We start from the raw sequence: 14,660 nt of genomic DNA, 5'->3' as shown, positions 1-14,660 counted from the left end.
GGGCGGCGCGCAATGGCGGCGCGATTTGTTACGCGGGCGTTATCGCCTCCAAACGAAAACGGCCTCCCGGAGGAGGCCGTTTGTCGCGTGCCATCGCGGCGCGCTTATTCCGGCTGGAGGCGACGCTGCGCGCGGCGCTTGGCCCACAGGTTCAGGCATTCGACCAGCGCCGAGAAACCCATGGCGCCGTAGATGTAGCCCTTCGGGATGTGCAGCTCGAAGCCGTCGGCGATCAGGTACACGCCCACCAGCACGATGAAGGCCAGCGCCAGCATCTTGATGGTCGGGTTGTGGTCGATGAAATGCCCCAGCGGCTTGGACGCCAGCAGCATCACGGCGACGGCGAGCAGGATCGCCGCCACCATCACCGGCGTGTGGTTGGCCATGCCCACCGCCGCGATCACCGAGTCCAGCGAGAACACGATGTCGATCACCGCGATCTGCGCGATCACGCCCATGAACGACGCCTTGGGCTTGGTGTGGATGTCCTCTTCCTCGGTCTCGCCGATGATGAGGTCCTTGACCTCCATCGTGCCCTTCACCAGCAGGAAGGCACCACCCAGGATCAGCACCAGGTCGCGCACCGAGATGCCCTGGCCGAGGACGTTGAACAGGTCGTTGGTGAGGCCGGCCAGCCACGCCAGCGTCAGCAGCAGCGCGATTCGCGTGATGCACGCCACCGCGATGCCGAACTTGCGCGCTTTCTCGCGCTGGGCGTAGGGCAGCTTGCTGACGGCGATGGAGATGAAGACGAGGTTGTCGATACCGAGCACGATCTCGATCGCGCTCAAGGTAACGAGGGTGATCCACACATGCGGATCGGTGAGCAGTTCGACAATCACTAGCGGTCTTCCCGGGTTCTATCGGATCAGTCGGGGCAGCAGGATCGCGCCCCAGGTCAGCAGTACGTTCATCATCACCACGAACACGGCGGCCGAGCCCATGTCCTTGGCGCGCCCGGCCAGTTCGTGGAACTCCGCTCCGTAGCGTTCGATGACGGCTTCGACCGCGGAGTTGAGCAGCTCCACGCTCAGCACCAGCAGCATCGAGCCGATCATCAGCACCCGTTCGACCGGGGTCTGGCCCAGCCACCAGCCCACCGGAGCCAGGGCGACGAACAGGTAGACCTCCAGGCGGAAGGAGGACTCGTGCAGCCAGGCGGCCCGCAGCCCCTGCATCGACCAGCGCGTCGCCTTGAGGATGCGCGCGGGGCCGCGCGGCAGATGACCGAACGCATCAGCCATGTCGGCGACTCAAGCGGAGGGCCGGACAGACCGGCCGCTGGCAGCGATCACCGGCCTGGGGCCGGTTCCGGGCGACGACGCGCACACGGCTGGGGACGACGGAACGGCGATCGGCATGGTCGGTATCGGGCGAAGGAAGAGGCGCGGCAGGGCCGCGGCAGGGGGCCGATTTTGCCACAAGCCCCCCGCCCCTGGCCCATGACCCCGGGCCACCGCACGGCGTGCGGTCAGCTCCGCGTAGCGTCTTTTTCGCGCGCCCTTAGCGTCGCCGCGCCTAGGCTGAGCGGCCCGCCCCGGAGAGCCGCCGCCATGTCACGTTGCGCATTGCTGGCCCGCCTGGAGGCCAAACCCGGCAAGGAAGAGCAGCTCGAACAGTTCCTGCGCAGCGCCCTGCCCCTGGCCGAGGCCGAGCCGGGCACCCGGACCTGGTTCGCCCTGCGCTTCGGGCCGAGTTCGTTCGGCATTTACGACACCTTCGACAACGAAGCCGGCCGCCAGGCGCACCTGGACGGCCCGATCGCCGCGGCCCTGATGGAACGGGCCGACGACCTGCTGTCCCAGCCGCCGCGGATCGACCGGGTCGACCTGCTGGCCAGCAAGCTGCCGCACTGACGCGGCCACCGGAGTTCTCCATGAGCGTTCCCAGCACTCCCGAGGGCTATCACACCGTCACGCCCTACCTGATCGTCGACGACACGAAAGCCGCGCTCGATTTCTACCGTGATGCGCTGGGCGCCGAGGAAATCTACCGGCTGCCGATGGGCGACAAGATCGGTCACGCCGAGATCCGCATCGGCAACAGCATGCTCATGCTCTCGGATGAATGGCCGGACATCGGCGCGCTGGGGCCGAAATCGCGCGGCGGCGCCACCGCCAGCTTCGTCATCTACGTGCCCGACGTGGACCGCGCCTACGAACACGCCGTGAAAGCCGGAGCGAAGCCCGACCGCCCGGTGGAGAATCAGGCGTGGGGCGACCGCATGGGCACGCTGATCGATCCTTTCGGCCACAAGTGGAGCCTGGCCACGCACGTGGAAGACGTGTCGCCGGAGGAACTCAAGCGGCGCATGGACGAATGGATGAAGCAGCAGGCGGGGCTGACGGCGTAGAGCCGTCGTTGCGATTGCAGCACGAAGCCCCTCTCCCCGCGGGAGAGGGGTTGGGGTGAGGGGCGGCGGAGTGGGAGTGGTGAAGTCGACAGGGCGCTGAAGCGCTCACCCTGCGGGACAGCGAGCAGCAGATGATGAACGCTCACCTGCCGCGGCTGAGCGCCTCACTCGCCCTCGTGGATCGCCGTACCGCGCGTGCCGTCCGGCTTGATCCATCCGCGGAACATGCTGCCGCTGTTGAACGGCATGGCGATGTTGCCGTCACGGTCGAGCGCGATCGCACCGCCATCGCCACCGGCGGCGGGCACGACCTTGTTGACCACGTCCTCGGCCGCGACCTGCAGCGAATCGCCGCGGTAGGCCATGCGTGCACAGATGTCGTGCGCGACCGCGTTTCGGATGTAGAACTCGCCCCAGCCCGTACCCGACACGCCGCAGCGCTCGTCGGCCCAGGTGCCGGCGCCGATGATCGGCGAATCGCCCACGCGGCCCCACTTCTTGTTGGTCATGCCGCCGGTGCTGGTGGCCGCGGCGATATGCCCCTGTGCATCCAGCGCCACGGCACCCACCGTGCCGAAATACGTCGGCGCATCGCCGTCGGTATTGCGCGCCTCGCGCTTGCCCTTGGCCGCCTCCTCGCGCTGCGCCTTCTCCAGTTGCTGGCGACGCTTGTCGGTATCGAAGTAGGTGTTGGGCACGCGCTCGATCTCCGGACGCGTGTCCGCGAACGCCTCGGCGCCCGCGCCGGCCAGCATCACGTGGGGGCTGTGCTCCATCACCGCGCGCGCCAGCTTGATCGGATTCTTGATGGTCGTGACGCCCGCGACGGCGCCCGCGCGGCGCGTGTGGCCTTCCATGATCGATGCATCGAGCTCATGCGCGCCCTTCGCGTTGAACACGGCGCCCTTGCCGGCGTTGAACTGCGGCGCGTCCTCCATCACCACCACGACGGCCGTCACCGCATCGAGCGCACTGCCTCCGCGCTGCAGCACGGCGTTGCCGGCATCCAGCGCGCGGTTGAGCGCCGCGTGATACGCGGTGCGCTCTTCCGGCGTGATCGAATCCTTCGGCACGAAACCGGCGCCGCCGTGGATCACCAGCGCCGTCTTCGGCTTGGCGGACGGCTCGGCGGCATGGGCGTTGAGGGTCATGGCGAAAGCAAGCAGCGGGATGAGCAGGCGCATGAGCGTCGGGAGGCGCGTGAGTCGGGTCCTGAGGATAGCGCCTGCCGCGTCATCGCGGTCGCGGTCGCGGTCGCGGTCGCGGTCGCGGTCGCGGTCGACATTTTCCGTAACGAATGAAGCGGCTGATGCGGAGGGGCCTGCCCATGCCCCTCCGCGCAATGGATCACTGCTGCCGCAGCGCCTCGATCGGATCCAGCTGCGAGGCCTTGCGCGCCGGGTAATAGCCGAAGAACAGGCCGGTCATGATCGAGAACGTGGCCGCCAGCGCGATCACCTGGCCATTGAGCGCCACCGGCAGCGAGCCGAACCGGCCCACCAGCAGCGCGCCCACCACGCCGATCACGATGCCCAGCACGCCGCCGCCGAGCGAGAGCAGCATCGCCTCGGCGAGGAACTGCCGACGCACGTCCGAAGGCCCCGCGCCCACCGCCATGCGCAGGCCGATCTCGCGGATGCGCTCGGTCACCGAGACCAGCATGATGTTCATGATGCCGATGCCGCCGACGATCAACGAGATCGTCGCCACCGCGCCAAGCAACAGCGACATCAGGCGCGTGGTCGCGGTACGCGTGGCCACGATCTCGGAGATGTTGCGTACGTTGAAGTCGTCCTCGTCGCCAGGCTTGATGCGATGACGCTGGCGCAGCAGCGCCTCGACTTCGCCCTGCGCATACGTCAGGTCCTTCGCATCGGCCACGGTCAGCGCGACCTGCATCACCGCGCCGGCCGGCAAACCCATCGCGCCCATCAGGCGGCGGCGAGCGGTCTGCAGCGGCACCATCACAACGTCGTCCTGGTCCTGTCCGAAGCCGCCCTGCCCCTTGGGCTTGAGCGTGCCCACCACCGTGAACGGCACGCGTCCCAGGCGGATGGTCTGTCCGATGCCGGGGTCGTCGCCGAACAGCGTGCGGCGCACGGTCTCGCCCAGGATCACCACCTTGTCCGCGCTGGTGTAGTCCTGCGTGTCGAAGCCTTCGCCGTTCTGCACGACCCAGCCGTTGATGTCGAAGAAGTCCGGCTGCACGCCCTGCCAGCTGGTCGGTGCATTGTTCTCGGCGAACACCGCCTGCGTGCTGCCACGCAGCGCGCCGGCCACGTACTGCACTTCGGGGATTTCGCTGCGGATTGCGTCGACGTCGCCCTCGTTGAGGGTGAAGAAGCTGCTGGCGCTCATGCGGACGCCGCCACCGCCGGGACCGCGACCCGCGCCCGGGTTGATGTCCAGCCGCTGCGAACCCAGGCCGGAGACCATCTTGTCGATTTCCTGCTGCGTGCCCTGCCCAACGGACACCATCACGATCACCGCGGCGATGCCGATGATCACGCCCAGCGATGTCAGCGCGCTGCGCATCCAGTTGCCGCGCAGCGCATAGATGGCGGTGCGCAGGATGTCGGAGAAGTTCATGCCGCGCCCTCCTGATGCAACTCGCCATCGCGCATCACGTAGATGCGGTCGGCATGGGCGGCGACGTCGGCGTCATGGGTGATCAGCACCACAGTGTGCTGCTCGTCGCGCAGACGCTTGAACAGCGCGAGGATCTCCTCGCCGGTCTTGCTGTCGAGCGCGCCAGTGGGCTCGTCGGCCAGCAGGATCGGCGGCCGGTTGATCAGCGCGCGCGCGATGGCCACGCGCTGCTGCTGGCCGCCGGACAGCTCGCTGGGGCGATGCGAGACGCGCTCGCCCAGGCCGACGTCCACCAGCGCCTGGCGCGCGCGTTCGATGCGTTCGTGCGGAGGCACGCGCGCGTAGCCCAGCGGCATCGCCACGTTGTCCAGCGCGCTCATGCGCGGCAACAGGTTGAAGCCCTGGAAGACGAAACCGATCTTGTCGCGACGCAGGACCGCAAGGTCTTCGGCATCCAGCGTGGACACGTCCACGCCATCGCATTCGTAGGTGCCCGCGGTGGGTGTGTCGAGGCAGCCGATGAGGTTCATCAGCGTCGACTTGCCCGAACCCGACGGCCCCATGATCGCGACGAACTCGCCGCGATGGATGCTCAGGTCCACGTTGCGCAATGCCTGCACTTCCGCCTCGGTGTGCGCCGCGTAGGTCTTGCACAGGCGTTGGGTGTGGATCACCGGAACGGGAGGGACGATCGCACTCATGCCATCGCTCACTGACGGGCCCGCTCGCCGGTCACCACCGCATCGCCGGCCTTCAGGCCGCCGCCGGAGATTTCCGTGCTGCTGCCGTCGCTGGCGCCGATGCGCACCATCACGCGTTCGGGCTTGCCATCCACCAGGCGATACAGCGGCGCGCGCTTGGCGTTGAGCAGCGCCGACAGCGCGGCATCCCATTCCTTCTGCTGCGCCGGATCCAGCAGCGCGCGGAAGGGACCGAAGTCTTCCTTGAAGCGTTCGGCCATGCGTTGGCGCATCTGCGCCTGCGCGTTGCCGCCCGCGCCTCCGCCCGCCACCACCATGCGGGGGCCGCCGCCCGGACCGCCACCACCGCCACCGCCGAACAGGCGATTGCCGCCGCCCTGCTGCGCGGCCTGCGCCTGGCGCGCCTGCTGACGCTCGCGCACGGCGGACAGCGCACTGTCGAACGCGGCCTGCTGGTCGGCATTCAACTTCAGCGTGCCCGCGGTTCGGGACAGATCATCCAACATGCCGCTACCGCCACGCGGGCTTCCGCCCGGCTGCGGCGCGGCATCCGCGGCCGCATTGGCTTCGTCGGCGGGCTTGAAGCGCAGCGCCGCGTTGGACACCTTCAGCACGTCGTCGCGCCGCGACACTTCGATTTCCGCGTTCACCGTCAGGCCGGGCAGCAGCGTGCCGTCGCTGTTGTCCACGGTCACCACGACCGGATAGGTGACCACGTTGTTCGTGGTCGTCGCCGACAGGCGCACCTGTTCGACCATGCCGCGGAACTGGCGATCGGGGAAGGCATCGACGGTGAACGACACGTTCTGGCCCGTACGCACCTGACCGATGTCGGCCTCGTCGACGGCCAGCTCGATCTTCATCTTCGCCAGGTCCTCGGCGATGGTGAACAGCTCCGGCGCCTGCAGGCTGGCAGCCACGGTCTGGCCGGGCTCGATGCTGCGCGTGAGCACCACGCCATCCACCGGCGAGCGGATGACGGTGCGATCCAGGTTGACCTGCGTGGTCTGCGTGGAAGCGGTCTGCTGCCGGATCACGGCCTGCGCGGAATTCACCTGCGCGCGTGCCTGGTCCAGCGCCGCCTTGGCCAGGTCCACGTCGCTGCGCGCGACCAGCTGGCGCGCGCCCAGGTCCGACTTGCGCTGGTAGTCCAGTTCGGCATTGACCAGCGTGGCCTGCGCCTGCGAGAGCGAGGCGCGCGCACTGGCGACCTGCGCGTTGCCCTGGGCGATCTGGGCCTCGTAGGTCTTGGGATCGATGCGCGCGATCACCTGGCCGCGCTTCACCGGATCGTTGAAATCCACCAGCACACCGGTGACCTGGCCGGACACCTGGCTGCCCACCGTGACGGTGGAGATGGCGCTCAGCGTGCCCGTGGAGGAAATCGCGACGCGGATGTCGCCGCGTTCGACCGGCGCGGTGCGGAACGCACCGGCTTCGGCCTCCGCGCCGCGCTTGCGCCACACGAAGGCGCCACCGGCGATGAGTACCAGCACGACCGCCGCGGCGATGCCGTGGCGGATCCAGGGAGTGGGCTTGCGGGCATTGCGGGGGGCTGGGCGGGCTGCGCTCATGAGGCTCGATTCGAGGGTTATGCCGGCGACAACGCACCAGCGACGCCACGGTTGACAGCCGCGTCGCGGATTCGTTCAGTCAAGGGATCGTGTCAGGCACGGCGGACTTCTGTCCATGATGCGCGCTGGCGCGATTGCGTCGCAGCGGCGCGCGCCTCGGGAGGCCGCTCAGCGGGCGAAGCGGATCACCGCGGTCGTGCCCTGCCCCGGCGCACTGGCCAGACTCACGGGCCAGCCGAAGCGTTCGCCCAGCCGGCGCACGATCGACAGGCCCATGCCCTTGCCATCGCCGTCGGCATAGTCGGCGCGGAAGAACGGGTCGAAGGCCTTGGCCAGCACTTCAGGCGACATGCCGATGCCGCTGTCGCGGATGACCACGCGGTCGGGCATGAGCCGCACTTCGATATCGCCGGTTTCGGTGAAGCGCACGGCGTTGCCCAGCAGGTTGCCCACCATCACCCGCAATACGTGCGGCGGCGCCACCAGTCGCGGCGCACCTTCGTCGTGCAGGCTCAGGGTCACCGGGCGCTCGCTGAGCATGGGGCGCACGCGTTCGATCTCGGCCACGACGATGTCGCGCACGTCGAATTCCTCGCTCTGCGGCGCCACGTCCGCTTCGCGGGCGAGGATCAGGAAGGCCTCGATCACCGACTCCATGTCGCGTCCGGCCTGCTGGATGCGCGCCAGCGAGCGTTGCGCGCGCGGCGTGTTGTCCGGATCGGCCAGCATCAGGTCGGTGGCGACACGGATCACGGTGAGCGGCGTGCGTAACTCGTGGCTGGCATCGCGGGTGAAGTTGCGCTCGCGCTGGACGAAATCGCCCACGCGTTGCGACAGGCCGGTCAGCGCGCGGGACAGTTTGCGCACTTCATCGCCCGCATCCGGTGGCAGGTGCGCGGGCGCGATGGCGCTGGCATCGGGATCGCGCGGGTCCCAATGCGCGACCTGGTTGGCCAACCAGCTCACTGGCGTGACCAGCCGCTTCGACGTGCGATAGGTCAGCCAGATCAGCACGCCACTGGTGACCAGCGACAACACCAGCGAAGCCAATCCGGTGAAGAGCACCGACTGGTCCGCCAGCCATGCCGAGAACACGAGGTAGAGCGTGCCCTGGGGGCGCCGGTCGACGTAGACCAGGCGGCCGCTGTCTGGCAGACGGCGCACGCCGGTGCCGGTCACGTTGCGCAGTTCGTCCGGCAGCGGCGCGGTGACCACGCCGGGAATGACCAGATAGGCCGACATCGTCGAACTGCTCGGCAGGCGGTGGCCAGGATCGCGCGCGTACGCCACCCAGAAGGCACGCGCCTCCTGTTCCACGCGTTGTTCGACGACCTTCTGGCGCACGACGATCGCGGTGAGCAGGATGCCCACCGTGATCACGATGCTGCCGATCAGGGCCTGCGTGATGAACGCAAGTTTGATCTTGCGCGGAAGTCCGTGCGCCATGGGTTCTCGGGCCGCTCAGTCCGGCGGCTGGGAGATGTCCGCGACGCGATAGCCCGCACTCTGGACGGTATGCAGCAGCTGCTTGTCGAACGGCTTGTCGATGGTCTTGCGCAGGTTGTACAGATGGCTGCGCAGCGTGTCCGAATCGGGCAGGCCGTTGCCCCAGATCTCCCGCTCGATCTCCTGGCGGCTGACCACCCGCGGCGACTCGCGCATCAGGATGGTCAGCAGGCGCAGGCCGATCGGCGAGAGCTGCAGCTCGCTGCCGCCGCGCGTCACGCGCAGGCTGGCCGGATCGAGCACCAGGTCCGCCACCTTCAGCACTTCGCCGCCCACCTGCCGGCGTTCGCGGCGGATGAGCGCGCGCAGGCGCGCTTCCAGCTCCTGGATCGCGAAGGGCTTGGTCAGGTAGTCGTCGGCACCGGCGCCCAGGCCGGTGAGTTTTTCGTCCAGCGTGTCGCGCGCGGTGAGCATGAGCACCGGCGTCGACTTGCGCGCTTCCTCGCGCAGCTTCTTGCACAGCTCCACGCCGTCCATGCGCGGCAGCATGAGATCCAGCACGATGACGTCGTAGTTGTTTTCCGTCGCCAGGCGGTAGCCGTCGAGGCCGTCGCTGGCATAGTCCACTTCGAATCCCCGTCCCTCGAGGTATTCGCCAACCATTTCCGAGATGTTGCGGTTGTCCTCGACAATGAGAACCAGGCCGCCGTCCCTTGTACTGGTGCCCTGCATGCAGACCTCCGGTGCTTCAGCTTTGTGAAGGCTGCCTAGGACCCGGTGGAGGTTTCGTGAAGGCCACCCCCGTTTGCTGAACAACCCAGACCCCAACGCCCATGCCCCTGGAACGACTCGCTCCCATCCTGCTGCTGTTCGGCTCCAACGTCTTCATGACCTTCGCCTGGTACGGACACCTGCGCTACAAGTCCGCGCCACTGATGGTGGCGATCTTCGCCTCCTGGGGCATCGCCTTCTTCGAGTACTGCCTGATGGTCCCGGCCAACCGTATCGGCAGCAACGTGTATTCCGCGCCACAGCTCAAGGGCATGCAGGAAGTGATCACCCTGCTGGTGTTCGCCGGTTTTTCCGCCTGGTACCTGGGCCAGCCGTTGAAGTGGAACCACTGGGCCGGCTTCGCGCTGATCGCCGTGGCGGCCTGGCTCATCTTCCTGGAATAGCGTTACAGCTTGAGCTTGCCGCTGAGGATGTCCTTGAACATCACCCAGTCGCCGGCGAAGGAATAGAACGGGTGCTTGAAGGTGGCCGGCCGGTTCTTCTCGAAGAAGAAGTGGCCAATCCATGCAAAGCCGTAGCCGCAGAACAGCGCGCCCAGCAGCCACCAGGCATTGCCCTGCACCACCGCCATGGCCAGCAGCGCCAGCACGCCCCAGCTGCCGATGAAATGCAGTCGGCGACTGGTGCGGTTGCTGTGCTCGCTGAGGTAGAACGGGTAGAACTCGCGGAAGCTGGCGAAGCGTTTCATCGGCATTCCCTCCAAGTCCATTGTGCCCGCTGCCGGGGGCGTTTCCACAACTAGCCGGCGGCCTTCTCATCGGCCTTGGCGCGATCCCACAAGCGGTCCTGCGCCTGCAACGGCAAGTCGGACATCTGCGTGCCGTCGGCCGCGGCCAGCGCTTCCATGGCGCGGAACCGGCGTTCGAACTTGAGGTTGGCCCGGCGCATCGCCGCACCCACGTCCACGCCGGCGTGGCGCGCAAGGTTGGCGCAGACGAACAGCACGTCGCCGATCTCGTCCTCCAGCCGGTCGCGCACCGCCGCATCGTCCGGCGCGGCATCCAGCGCGGCGAATTCCACCCGCACCTCGTCGATCTCTTCGTGCAGCTTGGCGATCACCGGCGTCACGTCCGGCCAGTCGAAGCCCACGCGCGCGGCGCGCTTCTGCAGCTTCACGGCGCGCTGCCATTCGGGCAAGCCGCGTGCGATGCCGGCCAGCGCGGAGCGGTCCTCATGCCCGTTGGCCTCGCGCTCGCGACGCTTCTGTTCTTCCCAGGCGACGGTCTGCGCGTCGGCGTCCTCGACTGCGGCGTCGGCGAACACATGCGGATGACGCCGCACCATCTTGTCGCAGATCGCCGCGACCACGTCGCCGAAGGCGAACGCGCCCTGCTCCGATGCCATCTGCGCATGGAAGACCACCTGCAGCAGCAGGTCGCCCAGCTCGTCCTTCAGGTCCGCCAGATCGCCGCGATCGATCGCGTCGGCCACTTCGTAGGCCTCCTCGATCGTGTACGGCGCGATGGTGGCGAAATCCTGCTCCAGGTCCCACGGGCAACCGCCCTGCGGGTCGCGCAGGCGGGCCATGATCTGCAGCAGGCGGCCAATGTCGTGGTCGTGCATGGGCGCGCTCATCCGGGCGTGTGCCAGTCGGTTTCGTCGAGCCACGTGCGCCACGGCAATGCGGTGTCGCCCAGCGCGATGAAGTCGCCGTTGAGGATGCGTTCGCGCTGGTTGTAACGGAACGGACGTCCCTGCGGATCGACCACCGCACCGCCCGCGCCCTCCAGCACGCACTGGCCGGCGGCGGTGTCCCATTCGCTGGTCGGGCCGAAACGCGGATAGACGTCCAGGCCGCCGTCGGCGATGCGACAGAACTTCAGTGACGAACCCATGCCCATGATCTGCGTCGCGCCCATGCGATCGATGAAGGCCTGCGTGTGCGCGTCGCGGTGCGAACGGCTGGCGGCCACGCGCAGTGGCGCGGTCGCGGGCGCACGCGCGCGCAAGGTGTCTTCACGGTCGCCTTCGCGGCGGAACGCCCCGAGCGTCGCACCACCGTGCCAGCACACGCCGGTGACCGGCGCCTGCACGACGCCGAACACGGCCACGCCGTCTTCGATCAGCGCGATGTTGACGGTGAATTCGCCATTGCGTTTGACGAACTCGCGCGTGCCGTCCAGCGGATCGACCAGCCACAGGCGCGACCACTGCCGGCGCTGTGCGGTCGACACTTCGTGCGCGGACTCCTCCGACAACACCGGAATGTCCGGCGTGATGCGCGCCAGGCCATCGACGATGCAACGGTGCGCGGCCAGGTCGGCGGCGGTCAGCGGCGAGTTGTCGTCCTTGTGCTGTACCGCGAATTCGCTGTCGTAGATGCCCAGGATCGCGGCGGCGGCATCGTGGGCCAGCGCGATCACGTCCTCGCGAAGTGCGTGCGGAATCATGCCGTTTGTGTCCTCAGCCATTCGCGCGCGATGAACAGGGCCGCGATGCTGCGCCCTTCGGAGAAGTCCTCGCGCAGGATCAGCTCGTGCAGGCGGTCCAGCTTCCACGGGACCACTTCCAGTTCTTCCGGCTCGTCGCCCGGCAGGCGTTCGGGGTACAGGTCGCGCGCCAGCACCAGGTACGCCTCGTGGCTCATGTACGTGGGTGCCAGCGTCAGCGCGCGCAGCACGGTCACCTCGCGCGCGCCGTAGCCCGCCTCTTCCTTCAGCTCGCGGTTGGCGGCCTGTTCGGGCGTCTCGCCGGCGTCGATGCGGCCCTTCACCAGCCCCAGCTCGTAGCGGTGCACGCCGGCCGCGTACTCCCGCACCAGCAACACGGTGTCCTCGTCGAGCATGGGCACCACCACCACGGCGCCGTGGCCGCGGCCGTGCAGGCGCTCGTAGTGGCGACGCTCGCCGTTGGCGAACTCGAGGTCCAGGCGCTCCAGCCGGTACGGGCCGGCGTCGTGCTCGGTGATGCGATGGATGGTGGGCAGGCGTCGTGACATGGCGTGGGGAAGGGCTCGGGCCGGGACCGCAGGAGAAACGGGCGCCGTGCGCATGGCACGGGCTCCGCTCTTCCAGCCGATAATGGCCGGATGCAGCCATTGAATCCCCCGATGATAGCGAACGCCGGCTCCGATGCAGACGCCTGGCGCGCCCGCGACCTGGCCGTGCTTTGGCACCCGTGCACGCAGATGCGCGAACACGTCGACCACGGCGCCGCCCTCGGCTCGGGCGACGACACCCTGCCCCTGCTGGCGGTCGCCCGCGGCGAAGGCGCATGGCTGGTGGGCCACGACGGCCGCCGCACGCTCGACGCCATCAGCAGCTGGTGGACCAACCTGTTCGGCCACGCCGAACCGCGGATCGCCGACGCCATCGCGCGACAGGCACGCACGCTGGAGCATGTGATCCTCGCCGGCGTCTCGCACGTGCCCGCGGTCGAGCTGGCGGAGAAGCTGCTGGCCATCGCCCCGCGCCAGGCCGGGCGTGAGCCGCTGGCCAAGGTGTTCTACGCCGACAACGGATCGGCCGGCGTCGAGGTCGCGCTGAAGATGACCTTCCACTGGTTCCGCAACCGTGGTGTCGAGGGACGCACCAAGTTCATCGCGCTCGACAACGGCTATCACGGCGAGACGCTCGGCGCGCTCGCGGTGGGCGACATCCCGCTGTATCGCCGCGTGTACGCACCGCTGCTGGCGCAGGCGTTGTTCGCCCCGTCGCCCGACGCGTACCTGTGCGAACCCGGCGAGAGCCCGGCCGATCGCGCGCGCCGCGCCGCGGACGGCCTGCGCGACCTGCTCGAACGCCACGGCGGCGAGGTCTGCGCGTTGATCCTGGAGCCCCGCGTGCAGTGCGCCGGCGGCATGCGCATGCACGACCCGCTGTACCTGAAGCTGGCGCGGGAACTGTGCGACGCGCACGGCGTGTTCCTGATCGCCGACGAGATCGCCGTCGGTTTCGGCCGCACGGGCACGCTGTTCGCGTCCGAGCAGTCCGGCGTGCAGCCCGACCTGCTGTGCCTGTCGAAGGGCCTCACCGGTGGTGCGCTGCCGCTGGCCGCGGTGCTGGCGACGCAGAGCATCTACGACGGCTTCCTCGACGACTCGCGCGAGAAGGCCTTCCTGCATTCGCACAGCTATACCGGCAACCCGTTGGCCTGCGCGGCCGCGCTGGCGTCGCTGGACATCATCGAACGCGACGACGTGATCGCGCGCAACCGCGCCACCTCGGCGCGGATGACCGGACTCGCCGCGCCCTTCGCGGATCACCCGCACGTCGCCGACGTGCGCCAGGCCGGCATGATCGTGGCGTTCGAACTCACCCGCGGCGGCGACCGACGCACCCCGTTCGATCCCGCCCTGCGCATCGGCCTGCGCGCGTACCGCGCGGCGCTCCAGCGCGGCGTGCTGCTGCGCCCGCTCGGCGACGTGCTGTACTGGATGCCGCCGTACTGCGTGGACGACGACGCGCTCCAACTGCTCGCGCGCACCACGCGCGAAGCCATCGACCACGCCATCGACGAGGCCGCCGCATGCGCCTGACCCGCGTCCATATCGAACAACCCCTCGCGGCCGGTACCGAGGTCGTGCTGCCCGAGAGCGCCGCCGCGCACCTGGTGCGCGTGCTGCGCCTGGGCGTCGGCGACGCATGCGTGCTGTTCAACGGAGATGGCCACGACTATGCGGCGCGCATCGTTGCCGCCGGCAAGCGCGAGCTGCGCGTGGCGATCGATTCGGCCGCGGCGGTGGAACGCGAGTCGTCGCTGGAACTGGTGCTGCTGCAGGGCGTGGCGCGCGGCGAGAAGATGGACCTGATCCTGCAGAAAGCGACCGAGCTGGGTGCGGCGTCGTTCCACCCGCTGTGGTCGCAACGCAGCGAAGTGAAACTGGACGAAGCACGCGCGGAGAAGCGACTGGCGCACTGGCGCAGCGTGGTGTCGTCGGCCTGCGAGCAGAGCGGGCGTGCGCGCGTGCCCGACGTCTCCGCACCCCGTTCGCTCGCAGCCACGCTGGAATCCCTGCCCGCAGGCGGACTGCGACTGATCCTGGACCCGGAAGGCGACCTGGCCTTCGGCACGCTGGCGATCGATGCCGATGCGCCGGTGGTTCTGGCCGTTGGCCCCGAAGGCGGCTGGTCCGACCTCGACCGCGAGCAACTGCGTGCCGCGGGCTTTCGCGGGCTGCGCCTGGGGCCGCGCATCCTGCGCACGGAGACGGCTGGCCTGGCCGCGATCGCGGCGCTGCAGGCGCGGTTCGGGGATCTGTGCTGA

Annotated in this window: 17 protein-coding genes; 5 read left to right on the top strand and 12 right to left on the bottom strand. The window is 68.7% G+C overall.

The features are described from left to right. Nucleotides 1-104 precede the first annotated feature (104 nt). Both QLQ15_RS08365 and QLQ15_RS08360 read right to left on the bottom strand, forming a co-directional pair. A complete protein-coding gene (locus tag QLQ15_RS08365) occupies nt 105-842 on the bottom strand; it encodes a TerC family protein (protein WP_283212357.1) in 738 nt (245 codons plus the stop codon). A gap of 18 nt (nt 843-860) precedes the next feature. Beyond that, nucleotides 861-1,244: a diacylglycerol kinase gene (locus QLQ15_RS08360; protein WP_283212356.1), complete on the bottom strand. Its 384-nt coding sequence runs from the start codon at nt 1,242-1,244 to the stop codon at nt 861-863. Between the two features lie 309 nt (nt 1,245-1,553). Here QLQ15_RS08360 and QLQ15_RS08355 point away from each other — a divergent pair, with 309 nt between their 5' ends. Together QLQ15_RS08355 and QLQ15_RS08350 are read left to right on the top strand one after the other, a co-directional pair. Continuing rightward, nucleotides 1,554-1,856 carry a putative quinol monooxygenase gene (locus tag QLQ15_RS08355; RefSeq protein WP_283212355.1) on the top strand — a complete coding sequence of 101 codons (303 nt, stop codon included), beginning with the start codon at nt 1,554-1,556 and terminating at the stop codon, nt 1,854-1,856. A 20-nt stretch (nt 1,857-1,876) separates the two neighbouring features. Further along, nucleotides 1,877-2,353, top strand: coding sequence for a VOC family protein (locus QLQ15_RS08350; protein ID WP_283212354.1), 477 nt, complete (start codon nt 1,877-1,879; stop codon nt 2,351-2,353). 164 nt (nt 2,354-2,517) lie between these two features. Here the strand turns inward: QLQ15_RS08350 and QLQ15_RS08345 are convergent, their stop codons facing one another. From QLQ15_RS08345 to QLQ15_RS08320, 6 genes are all read right to left on the bottom strand, one after another. Continuing rightward, the gene (locus QLQ15_RS08345) at nt 2,518-3,537 is read right to left on the bottom strand and encodes an isoaspartyl peptidase/L-asparaginase family protein (protein WP_432277792.1); all 1,020 of its coding nucleotides are present in this window, start codon (nt 3,535-3,537) and stop codon (nt 2,518-2,520) included. A 163-nt stretch (nt 3,538-3,700) separates the two neighbouring features. Beyond that, nucleotides 3,701-4,942, bottom strand: coding sequence for an ABC transporter permease (locus QLQ15_RS08340; RefSeq protein ID WP_283212353.1), 1,242 nt, complete (start codon nt 4,940-4,942; stop codon nt 3,701-3,703). Further along, nucleotides 4,939-5,643: an ABC transporter ATP-binding protein gene (locus QLQ15_RS08335; protein ID WP_283212352.1), complete on the bottom strand. Its 705-nt coding sequence runs from the start codon at nt 5,641-5,643 to the stop codon at nt 4,939-4,941. The genes QLQ15_RS08340 and QLQ15_RS08335 overlap by 4 nt, the downstream gene beginning before the upstream one ends. A gap of 8 nt (nt 5,644-5,651) precedes the next feature. Further along, on the bottom strand, nt 5,652-7,217 hold the full coding sequence (locus QLQ15_RS08330; protein WP_283212351.1) for an efflux RND transporter periplasmic adaptor subunit: 1,566 nt from the start codon (nt 7,215-7,217) through the stop codon (nt 5,652-5,654). A gap of 168 nt (nt 7,218-7,385) precedes the next feature. Next, nucleotides 7,386-8,663: a sensor histidine kinase gene (locus QLQ15_RS08325; RefSeq protein WP_283212350.1), complete on the bottom strand. Its 1,278-nt coding sequence runs from the start codon at nt 8,661-8,663 to the stop codon at nt 7,386-7,388. Between the two features lie 15 nt (nt 8,664-8,678). Then, nucleotides 8,679-9,395, bottom strand: a complete 717-nt coding sequence (locus QLQ15_RS08320) for a response regulator transcription factor (RefSeq protein ID WP_158982465.1) — start codon at nt 9,393-9,395, stop codon at nt 8,679-8,681. Between the two features lie 101 nt (nt 9,396-9,496). On the opposite strand from QLQ15_RS08320, the gene QLQ15_RS08315 reads away from it, so the two are divergent. After that, nucleotides 9,497-9,838, top strand: a complete 342-nt coding sequence (locus tag QLQ15_RS08315; protein ID WP_283212349.1) for a DMT family protein — start codon at nt 9,497-9,499, stop codon at nt 9,836-9,838. A 2-nt stretch (nt 9,839-9,840) separates the two neighbouring features. Here QLQ15_RS08315 and QLQ15_RS08310 read toward each other — a convergent pair whose 3' ends face one another. Genes QLQ15_RS08310 through nudE form a run of 4 tightly spaced genes read right to left on the bottom strand, consistent with a single transcriptional unit; the run spans nt 9,841 to nt 12,393 of the window. Further along, complete coding sequence (locus tag QLQ15_RS08310) at nt 9,841-10,143, bottom strand: Mpo1-like protein (RefSeq protein WP_283212348.1); 303 nt, start codon at nt 10,141-10,143, stop codon at nt 9,841-9,843. Between the two features lie 50 nt (nt 10,144-10,193). Then, complete coding sequence (mazG, locus tag QLQ15_RS08305) at nt 10,194-11,030, bottom strand: nucleoside triphosphate pyrophosphohydrolase (protein ID WP_432277791.1); 837 nt, start codon at nt 11,028-11,030, stop codon at nt 10,194-10,196. Then, the gene (gene cysQ / locus QLQ15_RS08300; RefSeq protein WP_283212346.1) at nt 11,027-11,845 is read right to left on the bottom strand and encodes a 3'(2'),5'-bisphosphate nucleotidase CysQ; all 819 of its coding nucleotides are present in this window, start codon (nt 11,843-11,845) and stop codon (nt 11,027-11,029) included. The genes mazG and cysQ overlap by 4 nt, the downstream gene beginning before the upstream one ends. Then, nucleotides 11,842-12,393 (bottom strand): ADP compounds hydrolase NudE, encoded by a 552-nt coding sequence (gene nudE / locus QLQ15_RS08295; protein WP_283212345.1) that lies wholly within the window; start codon nt 12,391-12,393, stop codon nt 11,842-11,844. The genes cysQ and nudE overlap by 4 nt, the downstream gene beginning before the upstream one ends. A 111-nt stretch (nt 12,394-12,504) precedes the next feature. On the opposite strand from nudE, the gene bioA reads away from it, so the two are divergent. Both bioA and QLQ15_RS08285 read left to right on the top strand, forming a co-directional pair. Continuing rightward, complete coding sequence (gene bioA, locus QLQ15_RS08290; RefSeq protein ID WP_432277790.1) at nt 12,505-13,932, top strand: adenosylmethionine--8-amino-7-oxononanoate transaminase; 1,428 nt, start codon at nt 12,505-12,507, stop codon at nt 13,930-13,932. After that, nucleotides 13,923-14,660, top strand: a complete 738-nt coding sequence (locus QLQ15_RS08285) for a 16S rRNA (uracil(1498)-N(3))-methyltransferase (protein WP_283212343.1) — start codon at nt 13,923-13,925, stop codon at nt 14,658-14,660. Before bioA ends, QLQ15_RS08285 begins: the two co-directional genes overlap by 10 nt.

Source organism: Lysobacter stagni, assembly GCF_030053425.1.
GTDB classification, from domain to species: Bacteria; Pseudomonadota; Gammaproteobacteria; order Xanthomonadales; family Xanthomonadaceae; genus Lysobacter_J; species Lysobacter_J stagni.
This window is presented reverse-complemented; position numbering and strand designations above follow the sequence as displayed.